This window comes from Wolbachia endosymbiont (group A) of Urophora cardui, from assembly GCF_964028435.1.
Lineage (GTDB): Bacteria > Pseudomonadota > Alphaproteobacteria > Rickettsiales > Anaplasmataceae > Wolbachia.
In genome coordinates this window covers 1,710,529-1,728,832 of sequence record NZ_OZ034774.1, presented here as the reverse complement: position 1 = coordinate 1,728,832, position 18,304 = coordinate 1,710,529, and the positions used below count along the sequence as shown (strand labels likewise).

9 protein-coding genes and 4 pseudogenes are annotated in these 18,304 nt (G+C 34.0%); 7 read left to right on the top strand and 6 right to left on the bottom strand.

Features of this window, described 5'->3' with window-relative positions; genetic code table 11:
- Nucleotides 1-5,289: pseudogene (locus tag ABWU38_RS08370) on the bottom strand (hypothetical protein); the annotation flags it as partial.
- Nucleotides 5,290-5,726: 437 nt separating this feature from the next.
- On the opposite strand from ABWU38_RS08370, the gene ABWU38_RS08365 reads away from it, so the two are divergent.
- Nucleotides 5,727-6,104, top strand: coding sequence for a head decoration protein (locus ABWU38_RS08365; protein ID WP_353272463.1), 378 nt, complete (start codon nucleotides 5,727-5,729; stop codon nucleotides 6,102-6,104).
- Nucleotides 6,105-6,138: 34 nt separating this feature from the next.
- Nucleotides 6,139-6,348: pseudogene (locus ABWU38_RS08360) on the top strand (major capsid protein); the annotation flags it as partial.
- A gap of 112 nt (nucleotides 6,349-6,460) precedes the next feature.
- Here ABWU38_RS08360 and ABWU38_RS08355 read toward each other — a convergent pair.
- Together ABWU38_RS08355 and ABWU38_RS08350 are read right to left on the bottom strand one after the other, a co-directional pair.
- A complete protein-coding gene (locus tag ABWU38_RS08355) occupies nucleotides 6,461-7,420 on the bottom strand; it encodes an IS110 family transposase (RefSeq protein ID WP_253308968.1) in 960 nt (319 codons plus the stop codon).
- A gap of 437 nt (nucleotides 7,421-7,857) precedes the next feature.
- On the bottom strand, nucleotides 7,858-9,114 hold the full coding sequence (locus ABWU38_RS08350) for a hypothetical protein (RefSeq protein ID WP_264376371.1): 1,257 nt from the start codon (nucleotides 9,112-9,114) through the stop codon (nucleotides 7,858-7,860).
- A gap of 176 nt (nucleotides 9,115-9,290) precedes the next feature.
- Between ABWU38_RS08350 and ABWU38_RS08345 the strand changes: the two genes are divergently transcribed.
- The 4 genes and pseudogenes from ABWU38_RS08345 (at nucleotide 9,291) to ABWU38_RS08330 (ending at nucleotide 13,975) form a co-directional block, all read left to right on the top strand.
- Nucleotides 9,291-9,509 (top strand): hypothetical protein, encoded by a 219-nt coding sequence (locus tag ABWU38_RS08345; RefSeq protein ID WP_341819653.1) that lies wholly within the window; start codon nucleotides 9,291-9,293, stop codon nucleotides 9,507-9,509.
- A complete protein-coding gene (locus ABWU38_RS08340) occupies nucleotides 9,496-11,133 on the top strand; it encodes a recombinase family protein (RefSeq protein ID WP_353272803.1) in 1,638 nt (545 codons plus the stop codon). Before ABWU38_RS08345 ends, ABWU38_RS08340 begins: the two co-directional genes overlap by 14 nt.
- 664 nt (nucleotides 11,134-11,797) lie before the next feature.
- On the top strand, nucleotides 11,798-12,721 hold the full coding sequence (locus tag ABWU38_RS08335; RefSeq protein WP_265016761.1) for a hypothetical protein: 924 nt from the start codon (nucleotides 11,798-11,800) through the stop codon (nucleotides 12,719-12,721).
- A gap of 23 nt (nucleotides 12,722-12,744) precedes the next feature.
- A pseudogene (locus tag ABWU38_RS08330) lies at nucleotides 12,745-13,975 on the top strand (IS256 family transposase).
- A gap of 85 nt (nucleotides 13,976-14,060) precedes the next feature.
- Here ABWU38_RS08330 and ABWU38_RS08325 read toward each other — a convergent pair.
- A complete protein-coding gene (locus ABWU38_RS08325) occupies nucleotides 14,061-15,254 on the bottom strand; it encodes a pyridoxal phosphate-dependent aminotransferase (RefSeq protein WP_264687845.1) in 1,194 nt (397 codons plus the stop codon).
- Nucleotides 15,255-15,323: 69 nt separating this feature from the next.
- Nucleotides 15,324-16,340, bottom strand: coding sequence for a uroporphyrinogen decarboxylase (gene hemE / locus ABWU38_RS08320; RefSeq protein WP_264687846.1), 1,017 nt, complete (start codon nucleotides 16,338-16,340; stop codon nucleotides 15,324-15,326).
- 402 nt (nucleotides 16,341-16,742) lie between these two features.
- On the opposite strand from hemE, the gene ABWU38_RS08315 reads away from it, so the two are divergent.
- On the top strand, nucleotides 16,743-17,561 hold the full coding sequence (locus ABWU38_RS08315) for a transporter associated domain-containing protein (RefSeq protein ID WP_353272267.1): 819 nt from the start codon (nucleotides 16,743-16,745) through the stop codon (nucleotides 17,559-17,561).
- A 434-nt stretch (nucleotides 17,562-17,995) separates the two neighbouring features.
- Here ABWU38_RS08315 and ABWU38_RS08450 read toward each other — a convergent pair.
- Nucleotides 17,996-18,286 (bottom strand): annotated as a pseudogene (locus ABWU38_RS08450) (hypothetical protein); the annotation flags it as partial.
- Nucleotides 18,287-18,304 lie beyond the last annotated feature (18 nt).

The following is an 18,304-nucleotide window of genomic DNA, read 5'->3' as shown; positions in this document are numbered from 1 at the left end:
CATATCACTTCCATTTCCACCTCTAGCAAACATACTCCTTTGGTCAAAATTTATTATATCTTCTCCTGAAGAACCAAATACCATATGTTGGAATGCGCTATTGCTTTGTAGTTTTGCTCTAACAACACCAAAGACTTTATAGTCCTTATTATTAATGAGTATTTCCTTGTAATGATTTTCTGCAGCATCAAAGCTATCAAGAGAATGTTCTGTATGTAACTCGAACGAGTTAATTTTTGTAATGGATGATTCTAGTTTCTCAATTTTAGGAATAATATTACTACCATTTTTATCTATCAGCATAAAATTAGGTTGATTACTGCCTTGCTTAATATAATTTTTAATATCAAGGGTATATTGATTACCTTGACCCAGCCCTATTTTTAAAGATAAAGTATTATTAGTCGAGAAATAAGATATTTCATCACAATCATCTAGCAGATTAGTTTCCGGAAAGATTACAGTTCCCGTTCCTTTTACATCAATTTCTGAATATAAATCTTTAGCCTCGTAATCTGTGGTTTTTATATAAAAGGTATAATCATTTTCTGCACCTGTAACTTTAGTGTATGGCGCAATAGCTACTTTTTTACAATTATCAACTGTATCCTTCTCATTTTTGCTCAAACCTCCACCACTATTTATAAAGACGTCACGATTATCGTTTCTAGTAAGGCGCCTAGAATTATATGTACATAAAACATTATCTGTCTTATTTTGCCTTCCAATATAGCTATACCTGAAAGCATCGACATTGCTATCAACATAATCATTGATCAATCGATGAAGATTTGTTGTTAACCTTAAAAGACCGGGAGCGTTAGGTCTAAAACGATAGTCAATTTTTGCTTGTACAAAGTCGTATTCTGTTGATTGACTTAGGTCAAGTATATTAGTAGCATTACTTCCACCAATAATTTTACCCGAAAAACCTCCAGGTTTCACAAGAATAAATTTGTTAACAGTATTATTACCACCAGTTATTCCTGTGTTTCCTCTAAAAATCAAGAAGTAGTTATTTAATGTATTACTTCCAACAATGGTACCTTCATCTATGCTTTCTAAATTATAAAGAATTATTGTACCATTTTGCATTCTTCTTCTATCAGCAATAACCATTGTATTTTCACAGTGATGCACAGCTGTTGGAACTGATTTTTTAATACCTTTTTCATAAATTTCGCTAGTGACTTGTGGTAAGCAAATCATCGTAGCATTTTGAATTGGGTCAGGTATAACACGTGAAAGGTTTGTTGTATCAGCATCTGTTCTATTCATTAGAATCTTTCCATACCCTGCATGAAGAGATGGCGTGTCGCTATCCACCCCAAAACCAACTCCATAGGCAACTACATCATTAGGGCTATCACTTAAAGCTTTCCAGGCTCTTTTAGCTTGACTATTAACCATATTATTTCTGGCTGCAAGGTGTTCCAGATCATATGGCATAGATGAAAGTAAAAGCGTATGCAAAAAGATATCGAAATTCTCACCATGAGTTGTATCATACTTCTTTTCATACTCTATAATATTGCTAATACCACTATAAACTCCATGAGTTACCATGAGTCCAAATCCAACTCCAATACCAACTCCAGGCAGACTAGCTGCTGTAAGAGCAACACCAGAAACAAATGACACACCAGAAAAGGCTATAGAAGCTATATTATCTCTTATCTCCTTTTCTCCACATGGATTATTACTATCTTCTCTATTTTTACAGTCTACAAGGTTATTTGCTGATATGCCTATATCAATAATATCAAATATACCAGCTATAGCTCCTGCCGTGCCTTTCGCTATTTTACTTCCAAATTTTACTCCTGCAACTTGAACAACAAATTTTGTCTGCTTACCTAAAGTACCCGGTATAATCCTTCCTACAACTTTTTCAGCTGATGTTACAACTTTTGGAGCAATTTTAACCATTACATTCTCAATTGGTTGAGACGCAAAAGACCATCCTATTCCACCTAGATTTAATCCACAATCCGTTGCTGTTCCATCCTTGCAAGATACAATAGCACCATGAATTCCTCTTATTAATTGTATTCCACCTGCAGCATTCATTAATCTGCTTTTTAATTTCGGGTTTTTTGTTAAATCACTGTTTTGCTGTAAAACGTCACCATATAAATCCTTGATACGCTCATTCTGAATATAGCGCTCATACCCTTGGTCTCCAATCACCTTATCAACTAAATATTTATAGTCACCCTCAATATTTTTGTTTCCAATAAACTCTATTAGCTGAGCATTTTTCCCTTCATCTTGACTGCTTTTAACATAAGTTAGGAACTTTTCACTATCAATTATAACCTTACCTACATTATTTTTATCTACCCTTCCTTTACTAAACTTTTCCACATCATCCTTTGAAAATAAACATTTAATACTTCTCTTCTTTCTATTGCTTTGCTTTGCACAGCCATTAAGATTTAACTTATTCAAAGATTGTGTTGCTTCACCAGTAGGCAGCATATGAACTGAACTATGAACTACTTCAACAGGAATAAATCCTTCCTTGGTTGTCCTACTTGTTAAAATAAGTTTATTCGGATTATTAGATCCTTTATCGAAAACAACACCGATAAATTTTACCTCATCACCATCTGTAAGTGTTTTATAGGTAACACCTTCTTTGTACTCTTCATTTATTTGATCATTTGCTTCCCTCAATAAAGCTTGAGCCCCTTTACCCTGCCTTGATGCCTTAAGTTCTAACCCTATTGGAGTGTACTCCTCAGCATTTCCACCTTGAGCCACAAACTTAATACCATGAACTAGCATGTCAATACGTTCCCCTCTACCAGTTTGAAACTCAGTTAAAACTAATGCTCTAGTTTCTGGTGATTCCTGTAATTTTAAGTCACTATAATAACTAAACACTCCATTCAATATTCCCTGGAAATGAGCTTCTTTATTAACGAGACTCTTAAAAGGAAAGATTCCTTCTCCAATTTTTTCTAATAATCTACTATATCCTCTTATTGATAAGGATTGGATATCTAGTGCTTTATCAAATGTTTCTTTTAACTCATTAGGATAAGTAACTTCTTTAAAAGTACCTTGAAATCTATTATCTCCGTTGTTGTACTCTTGTAAAGAATTGTATTTTTCAGCCCAAATAGTAAGATATCTTTTAAAATCTGACTTGTATCTAGTATCAAAATTAAGACTTAATTCGATTATTTCCCTATTCCCTATTTCTCTATTTAATCTATCAAGAGGAAGAACTTCATTCAGCCCGTTCAAAACATCTTTTCTGTTAGCTTCAACAATATTCATCACATAAACCAACTTCTCTGTATTTTCTGGGATGAGCACCATTGTTACAACTGCATGGCTTGCATCAAGGTTAGCTGACAGTCTTTCTCTGGCTCTTTGAGCTGCCGGACGTCCAAGCCTACGAAGATTAGGATGCACTTCAGTAGGTATATTGTCTCCATAGATAAAAATATACTTTTTTAAACTTGTTCCTGAATCTTCACTTAATAATAATGATTGCCCTAGTAAAAACCTACTAAAATAATGATTATCTCCCTTCTCTGATGTACCAGGAAACGTATGATAAATACGTTCCATATTATCTTTTATCTGTTCTTTTAATTCTCTTTTACCAATCTCTTGCGTATCCCAATCATCAGAGGATTTTAACATATCTTGAAAAAGAGGAATTATTTCTTCTCCACGATTTGATACTTTAATATCAGAGATAGGAGACGGATTATCAAGGTTGACACCAACATATAAAATGTTATCTGCAGTAGTTAAAACTCGCTGAACATTTGGTTGGAAACCTTGTGCATACCTTTCTGCTTGCTGCAAAGCCTTATCTGGAGTAGCATTAGAACCTGCTCCCGCTTTTAATTCAATAATAATGGGAATAGAATCCAATGCACGATCAGGACCACGAGCCAGCAAGATAATATCTGCATAACCCCTTCCTGCAAATTGCTCTGGGTAAACTCTAAGATTATACCTATAGTGGAAATTCATGAAAACGCCTACCATAAATCCATGATGTGCTGCTTCACGTGCACTATTATCATAGACTACTGATCCTACATACTCAGAATGAACGTTATTAATTTTTTCAAGAACTTTTTTTAAAGACCTGCTAACTGTTTGCGCATCAGAATCAGATAGCTTCGCTATATCACCTTCCGGATTATTCCATATTCCTTTTTCTATTTCATAAAATTCCTTGCTAGTAGCAGAATCAAGTATCTCTTTAGCTTCCATATTAACAAAAATATCACCCTTTCCTTTATAGATCTGTACTAATCTAGATTTTATTCTATCTTGAATTTCATTCTTAATATTTAGGATCTCATTCTCAACATCCCGATCTCTAATCTTACTCCTATCTATATTCTTTCTTAATATGTTCTCCAACTCATTAACAGTAAACTGATGGCCACGCTTACCTTCTGAAATGGAAAATAAATCTATATTATTAATAGCATCTTCAGCATTTCCAATTTGACCATTTTTAACAATAGCTACTTTTAAAGTTTTTGAAGTATCAAAACTAAAATAAATCTTTTTAATATTTAACTTTTCTGCAATTTTTATATCTGGCAAAGTAGAAAAGCTCCCTAGGAAGAAGTGTGTAAAAAATCCTGCTTTTTCTACAGAGTGTAAATAAGATGGAATCTGATCCACAAATGACTGAAATCTCGGTTCAAAAGATTTAAAATCCTCATCTTGCTGGCTTATACCAACTTCTTTACTTGCTTCCTCTATCAATAACTGTATTAACTCAAAGTCTTGTGGTCTTACTTTACCCATGACTCTTTTTAAGCCTTTTGCAAGCTCTTTATCATTATCAATAATATTCCTTTCAAGACCAAAATTATAATGGTTTCGTTTACCTGGTGCACCAACATGAAATAACTGTATTTGAGTATTTCCATTACCATATTGAGTTTCAACCTCACCAGAAACACTAATCGTTGCGCTAAGCATTCCACTCATTGCTCTTATTTCAGGTTCACCTCCCCAAGTATCAGGGTTCCTCATGTTTTCCAAGTAACGCTCAAAATCACCTTCAACAAAATCTCTGAACTCATTTCTATAAGAACTTATGTGATCAACTACTCGATTACGAAATACGTTTCTTACTAAATTTGCAAATGTATCATCATAATTCGCAGCACCTAAATTCCGAACCAAACCTCTAATATGATCTAAATTTTGGGTTACAGTTCCATCATTTCCAAATAGTACTTCATACCTTTGTCGAAATAAAGCATCGTCGTTTCTGACGGGTATTAAGTAAGCCATAGTAACAGACCAAAATAAGCAACTACCGTCTCCTGGAACATCGATTCTCTTAACCTGACTTCCACTTTCGGAATCAACATCAGATCTACGATAACGCTTAAGTTGATAAAATTCTTTAGCTTGCTCTATATATTGTATTTGATCCGATAATTCGGTAATCTTTGAATTAACGCCTTCTTTTTTTAGCAGTTGTGTTAAAAGTCAATAGAGAAATGAAAAATACTGAAAAATAATTTTTACTTGGTGGGCTATAAAGCCAAAGATGCTTTTAACATATTTTACGTAATTTCGGAGGATTTATTGATGCAGGCAGCCAAGGCACGACAAAATATATAAACCTACAAAGCTAAAGCTATTCCGCGGACTATAGCAACTACAAATTCAGCGGAAAAAACAAAATTAATAACTTTATCAGCCAAAATTTCCAGGAGAAAAACATGTCTTGTATAACTGAACCAAATAATCTTGGTGACCTCTTAAAATATGAGGCATCAAATCTATACTCACGTGACCAAATTACTGTTGCTAAGGGACAAAACCTAAAGCTTGAAGCAGTGGTTAGCAAAAAGACAGATGATGGGGGCTTTATAAGAGCTCTAAATCCGCTAGGCACAGATGGTACTCAAACAGCAATAGGTGTGATTATAAACGATGTAAATAGTAAAGATGCAGATATTAAAGCAGTAATCATTACTCGCGTAGCTTTACTTGCTGATCATGCAATTGTCTGGCCAGCAAATATAACTGAAGAGCAAGAAACAGCAGCAATAAAACAACTTGAAGAGAGGGGTATTATTGTCCGTAAAGGAATCTGAATTTTATATTAATTTTTAATAGGAGCTAAACATTATGCAAAATCCACTTTCAAATCCAGCATTCAATATGATAGCATTAACTGGAGCTATTAATATTTTACCAATTAGTTTTGGTCGAACTGAAAGTTTAAAACTTTTTCCGAGTAAATCAGTAAGGTTTCGCCATATTGCCATTGAAGAACAAAACGGTTTTTTAGCACTACTTCCAACTCAAGTTCCAGGAGCACCAGCAACTGTTGGAAAAATAAGTTGTAATATTTGATTTAAATTCTTTTAAAAAGTGTGGATGTGGATAAGTGCTTTCAGTCTGTGTAAGCGCACTTATCCACATCCACACTAATCTGCTAGTGTTGGATCTAAGCAGACTTAGGGCTGTATTCCTCAGTAAAAACCCTGTCATCTCTTACTAAAGAGTTAGCAAGTAAAAGTAACTTTCTCATAGCAGCAGTGGAAGCAACTTTATATGGTTTTTTATATTGATTATGTAACCTATCAAAAAAAGTTTTTATGAAAGAATTCCATTTCCGCGCACTAAGAATACACATATACAAGACTGTTCTAATTTGTGACCTACCGCCTTGAATGCACCTTTTTCCTTTATTAAAACCACTGTCTCGATTAAAAGGTGCAACTCCGGCAATGCTAGATATTTGCTTTCTTTGAAGAGTTCCTAATTCTGGCAGATAACAAATAATAGTAATAGCTGTGATTTTACTTACACCTGGTATACTAGTTATTGATATGTATTTTTTTTTAAGCTCTTGACTTTGTTCAATCAACTCAATCATCTCATCTTCTAAAACTTGAATTTGATTCTGTAATATGACAAGTAGCTCTTCCATTTGTTTGATTATGGATATATCAGTTACTTGATGAGCTTGAGTTTTTTGTATTTTTGCCATTTCTACTAGTTGATTTCTACGAGATAGCTTTTGCCTCAAGAAGTCAACATTACTAACTTTTAAAGGAGTAACGCGCATATCTGTATTATTAATATAACGTGAGATAATGCTGCAGTCTATTTTATCAGTTTTAGTAGCAATACCAAGGCTTTTTGCATAGTCTCTCACCCATCTAGGTTGAATTACATATACTTCGAAACCATGGCTTAGTAAAGTATAAGCACATAATTTTTCGTACCCACCAGTTGCTTCAAGTCCAACTTTGATTACATTATGTAAATGCAGAAAGTCGAGTATTTGATCAATAGCTTGAACGTTATTTTCAAATACTTTATAATGTCCAAGTGGATGAATGTGGATATCTAGTTTATTTTTGCTAACATCAATGCCAGCAATGATATTTGATAAATTCATAATTCCTCCATAGAATAACATGTAATACTGCATTTTCCACCCTTATATACGAGCCTAAAAGCTCAATCAGTTGTTCGGAACTTTTCAGTAAATAATCAGGGAAGAGAACCTTGCTAAATTACGGTCCTTTATGACCAAGGCGATCTACGGTTCCTCTTCTCTGCATGTTCTTAATATTACCACTTTGTAATATTTATGAACTTGTTTTTAACATATAAGGTGATCTGTTAGATATTGTGTCTTAAACATAAAGCCCCCTTCATTACATTATACCAAATCCACTATTTATTATCAGAGATATCAACAATATAAGCTATTTTTACCTGCATACTAACTTGGATATATAACATTTATATTATAATGCAACGCCTTTTTGACAGAAGCTAAAGTAGTAACAAGAAACCATCACCTGTTTTATAGAATTGCCTTATAATACCTTAATTGCCCAACCCTAATTGCTCACATGCTTTGCTTAATTTAACCTCAGTCAAGCTAGTAAACCCTTCAGCTGTAGACTTACCGTATGATAAAAATTTATTTAATGAATCAATATCTCTTTGCTCTAACACAGATCGTATATACTCCGCTTGCCTAGAATCCATAAATTCTTTAATTTGATCAGAATTAGCCTTATCTAATATTGCCCATACCGGTTCCATGTAATTTTGATTTACCCAAGGTACTAATAAACTTGTAACAAGAAAGCAAGATCTATTACAAACTTCTTCCTTCAGCACATAAGTACGATGGCTATCAAATCCCTCCTTTCTCCACATATGCATGAAAAGCTTTGCACCTTCACCAGCATAATATGAGCTGTTTTCTGTTTTTATATAGTGTAGCCAGACAAGATATTTATCTTCTGAAACATTACTTGGTTTCAAATAGTCAAACAATGCTTGAAATTGATCAAAGCGAAGTGCACCCTGTAGCGTGTTTAGACTACCATAATAACCATTTTCAGCTAAGTCTCTTTTTAGAAGTTCTGGATATTTATCAGGACTTATTTGACTAAAATAAAACTCGAATATTTCAGGATAACTATTACAACGGTTCCCTGCTACATATACTGCTGTCTTCATCAAGATTTCATCCTTTTTCTGTTCGCTCATCTCACTTTCAGGTAATGATTTTATTTTATTCCAGAAGAATTCCACTGCCTGCTCTTGCTTAAGACTCACAGCACATTTAAGCCCGTACTCATATGGATGACAGCCATCTAAATTTAGTTTAGAGATGTAACCACTAACAAAATGTGACCAAAAAACTATTAAAAGGTTGCCTCCTAGAGTCTTAACTAAGTGACCATACTCCAACAGACTGCTCTTACCTTGAGCTGATAGTTTATTTTTTCTCTCTTCAAATAGAGCAATAATATCTTCTTCCAGGCAATAACGACAGGCAATCTCATATCTTTTATCAGTACTAAAAGGACTATTTGAATTTTGCACAATCAATTTTTTACCTACCATTTGCCTATCAAGCTTAACTCCGTGTAAATTGTCTACTTTTTTCCAACAATCCTCGCTAGACAATACCTGTGCAAGAAAATTACGTCCTTTCTTGCCACTTTTTTGGTGCAGACGCCAATTTGCATAGCACCAGCGTTCAATTTGAAAAAGCTTAGATGCTCTATGGGGATCATCCTCTTTAATAGACGAAAACAAAACTTTTGGAATATCTGAACGCAACATAGCCACTACCTTAATTAATTAGATTATCAATTACATTTTAATACCCCTGCAACAATGTTGCAACAAACATAAAACTAAAAAAAATAATTTCCCGGCAGCTTCTACTCAAAGAACGAGGAGTTGTTTTCACTTATAGAACCAACGATCAACTGACCATCTGTTTCGATGAGTGATATATGAACATATTTATATATTTTCAAGGAAAGCTCATGGGAAAAAAGAAACTGACTGTTCGTGTTAGCTATAGTTATGAACCTAATCGGTTAGCAGAATTGTACTTATTAGATGCATATAAAAAACTAGCATTAAATAAACAAGTAAATGGGAGCCAAAAGGAGAAAATTTTTGAATGTAACAATAGAATCAATTTAAGGGGGAGCAATGATAACTGTTAGTCTGTACGCGAGAGTTTCTTCAGGAAAACAAGTGCAAGGAGATACAATAGCAAGCCAAATTACTGCTATAGAGAATAAGATTAGTGCTGATGGACATAAATTACTAAGTGAATATAAATTTATTGATAATGGTTATAGTGGCTCTGATATAATACGTCCTAGTTTAGAAAAATTAAGAGATCAAATAGCAGAAGGTAATATTAATAAGGTTTATATTCATTCTCCTGATCGTTTGGCTCGCAAATATGTACATCAAATGTTATTAGTTGATGAATTTAAGAAATTGGGTGTAGAAACAGTTTTCTTGAATTGTCAAATTGACGATAATCCAGAATCTCAATTACTATTACAAATACAGGGTATGATAGCAGAATATGAACGTGCAAAAATTATGGAACGAAGTCGTAGAGGCAAGATTCACGCAGCCAATAAAGGCAGTATAAATGTAATGAGTGGAGCTCCTTATGGCTATCGTTATATAAATAAGCATATAGGAGGAGGACAAGCCTTTTTTGAAATTAATGAAGAGGAAGCTGAAGTCATTCGTAAAATGTTTTTTTGGGTGGGAAGGGGAAGAGTAAGCATTGGAGAAGTATGTCATAGATTAAGAGCTATGTCCATCGTAACACGAACAGGAAAAAGGTATTGGGATAGGAGTGTAGTCTGTCGTCTATTACAAAATCCTGCTTATAAAGGACAAGCAGCATTCGGTAAAAAAAAGCTAGGAGTAAAATTAAAACACGTAAGACCACAGAAACGCTCTTGTGAGCAACCGAAAGACAATTATTCTACTTTTCGTACTGATAAAGAAAATTGGATTTATATTCCTGTACCTAATATTATAAACGAAGATTTATTTGATATAGTTCAAGAACAGCTAACTGAAAATAAAAGAATAGCTAGGAGAAGACGAATGGGAGCAAATTACTTGTTGCAAGGTTTAACAGTATGTCAGCTTTGTCATTATGGATATCATGGTATTAGCACTTGCTCTAGCGCTCGTCGAACATATTATCGTTGTACTGGTACGGAGCGAGGTCACTTTGGTGGCAATAAAATGTGTAATAATAGAATGATTCGTACAGATGTATTAGACGTGGCTGTATGGGAAGAGGTAAAATACCTATTGAAAAATCCTACTCGGATATTAGAAGAATACAAGCGTAGACTTTCAGAGATTAAAAAATCACCATTAGATCAAAAAAGTGACTTTCTTGAGAAAAAAGAAGATCAATTAAACTGTGGCATTGCAAGGCTTATTGATGGCTATACTCAAGGATACATCAATGAAGAAGAGTTTAAACCAAGAATTAAAGCAATGAAACAAACCTTACAAATGATCGGAGAGCAAAAGAAAAAGATATTTGATCAAAAAAGACTTGAACAAGACCTAACTCTAGTGGTGACTACTTTAGAAGAGTTTTCTTCTAGCGTTAACTCAAGTCTTGATAACGCAGATTGGCTAACTAGACGTGATATCATTAGAACATTAGTTAAGCGAATTGAGATTAACCATGAAGACGTGCATATCGTGTTTCGAGTAAAAGAGCTGCCAGACTCTTTCACACACAGTGGAAAAGCGGACCAAAGTTTATTGCAACATTGTTGCAGGAGTCAAGTATAGTATTCTATCTTTAAAACTTGTCAATCATTATTGTAGAAAATTTTCTAACCCAAAGTAGTTTTAGGCAAAAGTCTCTTAAGAAGGTCGGTACGGGATTTTTCTTTACCTTCAAATTCTGTTTTCATTATGAGTTTGCCTTAAATTCCTCCTTAAGAAAATTAGTATTAATCTAACAACGTATTTTACTAATAGCTTAAATAATATAGCCATTTTCAGTGCTCAAAACCAGGGACGGTGAGAACAATTTTTCTTGGAATCAGTTGGTCTACCGCTTGTTCTGTGCGAACTTTTCTATATAATAATTCTACTATATCGTAAAATCAGCTATATTAGCCTATTTTTGTGATATTTAGGTGCGAACTAACGTACCTAGCTTTATTGCAAAAATTTCACACCTTTATTTGCACAACCCTATTTTTACCCAATAAGTTCTCACAAAGGTAGGTACTTTTTTGCAATTTTAGAAAAAGTCAATAATTAGATTTTTTGTGGTGCTAATTGACTTACATTTTTATTGAAAGTATTTTTTGAAAAAGGTAGTTGACTTACTAATCAATTTTGTTATACATAATAATTTTTATTTTAAGAGGAGGTTATATGTTTGGAGTGGATACTGCAGTTATTGCTGCTGGAGTTGCTGGTGCTGCAGTTGGTAGTGCTATTGGTGGTGTTAGGTGGTATTGTTGGTAGTGCTACTGGAAATCGAGCTATAGCTGAGAGAGATAATACTATAGCTACACTAGAGGATGTTGTAGCTGAGAAGGATAACGCTATAGCTGTGCAAAATAATACCATATCTCAGAAGGAAGAAATGATATCAAAATTAGAAGCTGAGAATAAGCAAATGTTAGAAAGTTTTGAGAAACAATTGACAGAAGTTAAAGAGGAGTGTAATTCTGCAATCGCAGCAATAAAACAAGAAAACAAAAATCTAACAGACAAACTTAATGAATCAATTAACAAATCTAAAGAGGAGAGAGAAAAGTCTACGGAGGAAAGAGAGAAGTTGCAAAAGGAAACAGAAAGGTTGCAAAAGCTGTTGAAAGAAGCAGTTAAAAAAGGGGAGGAAACAGGGGGAAGGAATCAAGCGTTGATTAATGAATTAGAACAAGGGATAAAAGATTTAATGAAGCAAGCGGAGGAAGATGAAAAAAGGTATAAAAAGGAAAGAGAGAATTCTAAAGTTGAACAAGAGAACTTAAAAGAGTTAATAAGAGAGATGTCTAAAGCAAAAAAAGAAGCGGAGACAAGACATCAAGAAGAGATGAATCAAATGAAGCAAGAAAGGAAAAGAGCAGAGGAAAGACATCAAGAAGGGATGAATCAAATGAAGCAAGACAAGGAAGATTTTAAAAAAGAGTTAATGGAGGGCCAAAAAGAGTTAATACAAGAGCTAATGAGACGATTTCAGGAGAATCAAGAAAAGAAAACTAATAAAGAAAGAAGTGAAAGTAGGTCAATTAATCATGATATACATGAATCTCAAGCCTCTAATTTAGTAGCTGAGTCTTCTGATGAATTGAATACTGGTCCAAGCTCGGGAGTGTTAAATAAACTGTGTCAAACCGAAAAAAAAGTAATAAATTGATATAAAAAAATGGAGGTTTGACAATGAGTCAGAAAGTAGTAAACAGAACTACCGGTTTGGTAGATTATAAAGAATTAGAAACAAATATCCTGTTGTCTATACGAGAAGGAAGACCGTTGACAGGAAGAGATGGAGCATTAACACCGTTTATAAAAAAGTTGCTGGAGGTAAGCCTGGAAGGTGAAATAGAAAACCACTTGTCGGCTGAAAGCGAAGAGAATAATCGAAGAAATGGGAGGAATGCAAAGACTTTACGTACAAGCGCAGGGTCATTTGAGCTTTTGACGCCAAGAGATAGGGAAGGAAGTTTCGAACCACAAATAGTCAAAAAAAGGCAAACAAACTTACATCCAGAGCTTGAAACGAAGATTTTGAGCACATTTGCCAGTGGTATGGGCTATAGAGATATAGTGTCACATGTTGAGGAAATTTATGATCACAAAATATCGGTGGCAGAGATATCAAGTATTACTGACAAATTGCTACCAGTAATCAACGAATGGCATAGTCGCCCGCTGCAGTCTGTATATCCGATAGTTTTCATGGTTTTTTAAAGTCAAAGAGGACGGGCATTGCGTAAGTAAATGCATGTATAACATATTAGGCATAGATCAAAATGGCAAAAAAGAAGTATTAGGTTTTTATTTGGCTGAAAGTGAAGGAGCTAACTTCTGGTTGGGAGTGCTAAATGACCTCAAAGAAAGAGGAGTAGAAGATATCCTTATTGCCTGCGTTGATGGGCTGAAAAGCTTTCCTGCAGCTATAAACAGTGTCTTTCCTAATGCGGAAGTGCAGATGTGTATAGTGCATCAGATACGCAACTCACTGAAGTATGTGGCCAGTAAAGATGCGAAGAGTTTTTTGAGCGATTTAAAGAAGGTATATCAAGCTTCAAGCAAGGAAATTGCCGAGAATTATCTGTTGGAATTAGATGAAAAATGGGACACAAAGTACCCTATGGTTATAAAATCTTGGCAGAATAATTGGGAAAACTTGTCTGGTTATTTTAAGTATTCTGGTCCAGTTAGGAGGATAATCTACACCACCAATCCCATAGAGGGGCTACATAGGCAAATTAGGAAATTCACTAAGACCAAAGGCTCATTTACCAGCATAAATGCCTTGTATAAGCAGGTATATTGTGCTATAAAGAAGGCAGAGGAAAAGTGGACGATGCCTGTACATGATTGGGCATTAACTATCTCTCAACTTGATGTTTTCTTTCCTGGCAGATTGAAAATTGAGTTGAACTAAAAATGCGGTTTGACACAGTTTATTTAATACTCCCTTAGTGAATATTTTTGACGCGGTGAAATGGGTAATTTATGGATAGTCTATTTCATTTTAACTCCTGGCACGCTTTAGTAATACTATCACATCCAATTTCTAATTGTTCCTGAGAGGTTGCATAAGAAATTCTGATAAAATTTTCTAGACCAAACGCAATTCCTGGAACCACAGCAACTAAATGATCCTCTAGCAGGTATTCAGTGAAATCAAGATCATTATTTATTACTTTACCACTTTTTGTACTCTTACTGAGCAATCCTTCACACGAGACAAATAAATAAAATGCGCCTTGCGGAATGGATGCTGATAATCCCGGAGCAGAATTTAGCTTTTTCACCATAAAATCTCTACGACTCTTAAAAATCCTTGTTCTTTCTTTCAAAAAACTATGGTCACCGTTTAATGCTGCTGCTGCTGCTGCTTGTGCTATCGAATTTGGGTTAGAAGTGCTCTGAGACTGCAGCGTAGAGATAGCTTTTACTACATCACTTCTACCTGCAATATACCCTATTCTCCAGCCTGTCATTGCATAGGCTTTTGACACTCCATTGACTACAAAAACTCTGTTGTAAAGCTTTGGCTCAACCTGAGTGATAGTAAAAAACTTTTCGTCGTATATTATATGCTCATAAATATCATCTGTAACGACATTCACATGTGGATATTCAAGCAATATTTGTGCTATGTCTTTCAATTCATCATATGTGTACACAACTCCTGCAGGATTGTTCGGTGAGTTAAGAATTAACCATTTAGTTTTTTTAGTTATCCTGCTTTTCAATAATTCCGCTGTCAGTTTAAAATTTTGTTTGCATTCCACTACAACTGGTAAGCCCCCAAAAAGATTTACCATATCAACATATGAAACCCAATAAGGAGCTGGAATAATAACTTCATCTCCAGAGTTAATTGTTGCCATAAACAAATTGAATAACACCTGCTTAGCGCCAGTACCAACACAGATTTGGTTAAACGTGTACTCGAGGTTATTATCCCTTCTTAACTTATTAATTATTGCTTCTTTCAGCTCACGCGTTCCATCAACAGCAGTATACTTAGTTTTACCTTCACTTATTGCTTGAATAGCTGCTTTTTTTATATGATCTGGAGTATCAAAATCCGGTTCTCCTGCAGCTAAAACACAGATCTTTTTTCCTTTATTTTTCAACTTATTTGCCTTATCAGTTACAGCAATCGTAGGTGATGGTTTTATTAGGGACATTCTTTTTGCAAGGTCTGACATATCTTACTGAAGCTAAATTCAAATGATAAACCCTGTACAGCAAAAAAGCTAGGAATTTTGTGTATTGTATTAGTAGCTTTTTACCAAATTCACCAACGCAGTGATATTTTCAACTGGAGTATCAGGGAGTACTCCATGTCCGAGATTAAATATGAAGGGTGAATCTCTAAAGCAATCTATTATACGTTTTGCTTCTTTTATTGCTTCCGTTTTATTATAGGCTAAAAGATTAGGATCAAGATTTCCTTGTAGAGGGATTTTTAGATTCGCTTTCGCCCATTCTATTGGGACATTATAATCTATACTTACTGCAGATACACCTGTTTGTTCGCAGTAATCCTTATAAAGATTTCCAGCAGACCTTGGAAATCCTATTATTGGAAAATCAGAAAATCTATCCTTTATTGCCAAGGTAATTCTCTTTGTTGGTTCGATAACATATTCTTTAAACAATGGTTCCGATAATGCACCAGCATTACTGTCAAATAGCTGAATAACATCTGCTCCAAATTCTATCTGTTTAATTAGATAAATAATCGTTGCTTCCGTTATTCGTTCAATTATTTCCTTCAAATACGAAGGGTAAAAATTTAATACTTTGGAAAAAGTTTTGCTGCTTCCACCTTCTATGATATATGAAGCTACTGTCCATGGGCCACCAGCAAATCCTATAAGAGACTTTTTTTTTGATAGCTGACTTCTGACTTTCTTTATAGCGTTTAGAATTGGTAAAATTTTAGCTTCAATGTCTTGTGGACTTTTCAATTCTTTAGGATTCTTTATAGGTTTTATTCTCGGGCCCACATTGCGCAGGAAATTCACGTCACAACCCAAAACATCAGCTATTATTAAAATGTCTGAAAAAATTATCGCCGCATCCACGTCAAATCTTGTCACTGGCTGTAACGTCAATTCTGTCACTAAATCTGTGTTGTAGCATATCTCCATAAAATTATTCATATTTTCCACTGCTTTGCGGTACTCAGGAAGAGACCTGCCAGCCTGACGCATTAGCCAAATAGGCACTCTTTCACCTGGCTCATTTTGTTTGATAACTTCTACTATTGTTGTTTTGCTGCTTTCCAATCTATTTTATCTATTTTTCTGTATACTAAAGTATAGTAGTAATAATAGTTCTATCAACAACTTGTTACTAACTTAAAATTCAGTAAAAATTGGCGTTGTTTAATTTGTGGATAAATATGTTAACAACTTCTATATGCTATTGATTTTCTGTTATGATTTATGTGTATAAGTAAGATGTTCAGAGTGTTAGTAATTTTCTTTTATGGAAAACATTTTACCATCATGCATTGTTACATAACTATGTATATGTCGTTGAAAAAACTGTTGATCAATTGTTGGTATTTTATATCAACAAATAATTCACAAATTAATTTGACATTATTCACATGCTTATTAAACATTTAATAACAGTTTTCTTGATAAATCTGATCTGAAAACGTTTTTGCCATTACAGGGAATAAATTGAGTAAAAAAGGAACCTTAGTAGAAAAAATAGCATATAGAATTTTTCTCTTCCTTTTCAAAAAAGCTTCTGTGTTGAAAAAGTGTGCGACTGAAGCATTAATGAAAGATCTGCCAGACCTTAATATATTTAATGGTCTATTAAAATTCCGCGATTGTGGTATAATGGATATAATGACTCCACGTACAGAGATATGCGCAGTAGACATTGAGTCAAGCGAGCGTGAAATAATAAAGAAGATAAAAAACACTTGCCACACTAAAATACCAATTTATAGAAATAACTTTGATAACGTAATAGGCTTTTTTTATGTAAAAGATGTTATTTTTAATAGGGATAAAAATTTTAATCTGAGAAATATTATACAAAGCGTAATATTTGTTCCGCCCTCGATGAAGACAACTAATCTTTTTGTTAGGATGAAATCTTCTAAGTCATACTTAGCTATTGTATTGGATGAATATGGTGGAACTGATGGTTTAATTTCAATGACCGATCTTATAGAGGAGCTAATACCAAACATTGATAGTGAGAACGAAATAAATTCAGAATATACCATTACTGAATTGTCTCAAAATAAGTTTGAAGTGTCAGCAAGGGTTCTTATAAAGGATATAGAAGAGGATCTAAAAATAGAATTACGTGACCCTGAAGAAGACTATGTTACACTTAGTGGTTTGATTCTTTCGATTGCTGGTAAAGTGCCTTCTGTAGATGAAGTCATTAAATATAAAAATGGTATGAAGTTTATCATCAAAGATGCAAATGAGCGCTACATTAATAAAATAGTACTAGACTTAAGTGATTACAAAAATTAGATTTGGTACCCCTTGTCGGGGAATGTCTTGCCTTGAAACGAAGAAAAAGTTGTAATAACCAAATATGCAACTCAAGGTATAGTTAAACCTATCTCCAGCAAATTATTTTCGCAAGTACAATGCATTTCAGTTTTATAGTACTCTAATAATAAAGAGGTCATATAGATATTAATATCTTTTGTATTTAAATTAGTGTCATTTTTTTTGATTAATTTGTCTACTAATGATTTGCTTATTGGTTTGTGTTCATTTAGAATTTTTATAGTTAATAGCATTTTATCTTCTGTTTGACTCAGTAAAACAGACACTAGTTCAACTTCCGCCACTGCGCTGGCTATAGTTAGCACCATATTAGAAATTATCTTATTTATCTTTTCAATTAAATCTTCCTTATTTTTTGCAGAGTATGCGTCTATTTTCCACGTAAGCTTTACTTTTTTTTTTAATAAATAATTTTCGATATTAGATTTGGTCTGATCAAAGCTGTAATTATCTGCTGAAGAAGAATATGCCTGCTTCATAACTTTATGTTTATATATTAAATCATCGGAGCTTTCTTTAAGAAACGACAATGCTTCCTTCTGCGCATCAGCATCGTTCTTATCTATTACTTCAAGCTCTTCTAAGCCAAACATTATTCCATTCATAGAGTTAGCAAAGTCATGAAGCAGCCGTCCTGATAGCAGCTCCGTTATTAACAGTATGTTTTTGATGTTTTTGTTCATTGGATAATTATAAATGAT

What these genes read in the sequence shown, in the direction of transcription:
- ABWU38_RS08365 (WP_353272463.1), top strand. Translation starts at nt 5,727, where the DNA reads ATGTCTTGTATAACTGAACCAAATAATCTTGGTGACCTCTTAAAATAT.
- ABWU38_RS08355 (WP_253308968.1), bottom strand. Translation starts at nt 7,420, where the DNA reads ATGAATTTATCAAATATCATTGCTGGCATTGATGTTAGCAAAAATAAA.
- ABWU38_RS08350 (WP_264376371.1), bottom strand. Translation starts at nt 9,114, where the DNA reads ATGTTGCGTTCAGATATTCCAAAAGTTTTGTTTTCGTCTATTAAAGAG.
- ABWU38_RS08345 (WP_341819653.1), top strand. Translation starts at nt 9,291, where the DNA reads ATGAACATATTTATATATTTTCAAGGAAAGCTCATGGGAAAAAAGAAA.
- ABWU38_RS08340 (WP_353272803.1), top strand. Translation starts at nt 9,496, where the DNA reads ATGATAACTGTTAGTCTGTACGCGAGAGTTTCTTCAGGAAAACAAGTG.
- ABWU38_RS08325 (WP_264687845.1), bottom strand. Translation starts at nt 15,254, where the DNA reads ATGTCAGACCTTGCAAAAAGAATGTCCCTAATAAAACCATCACCTACG.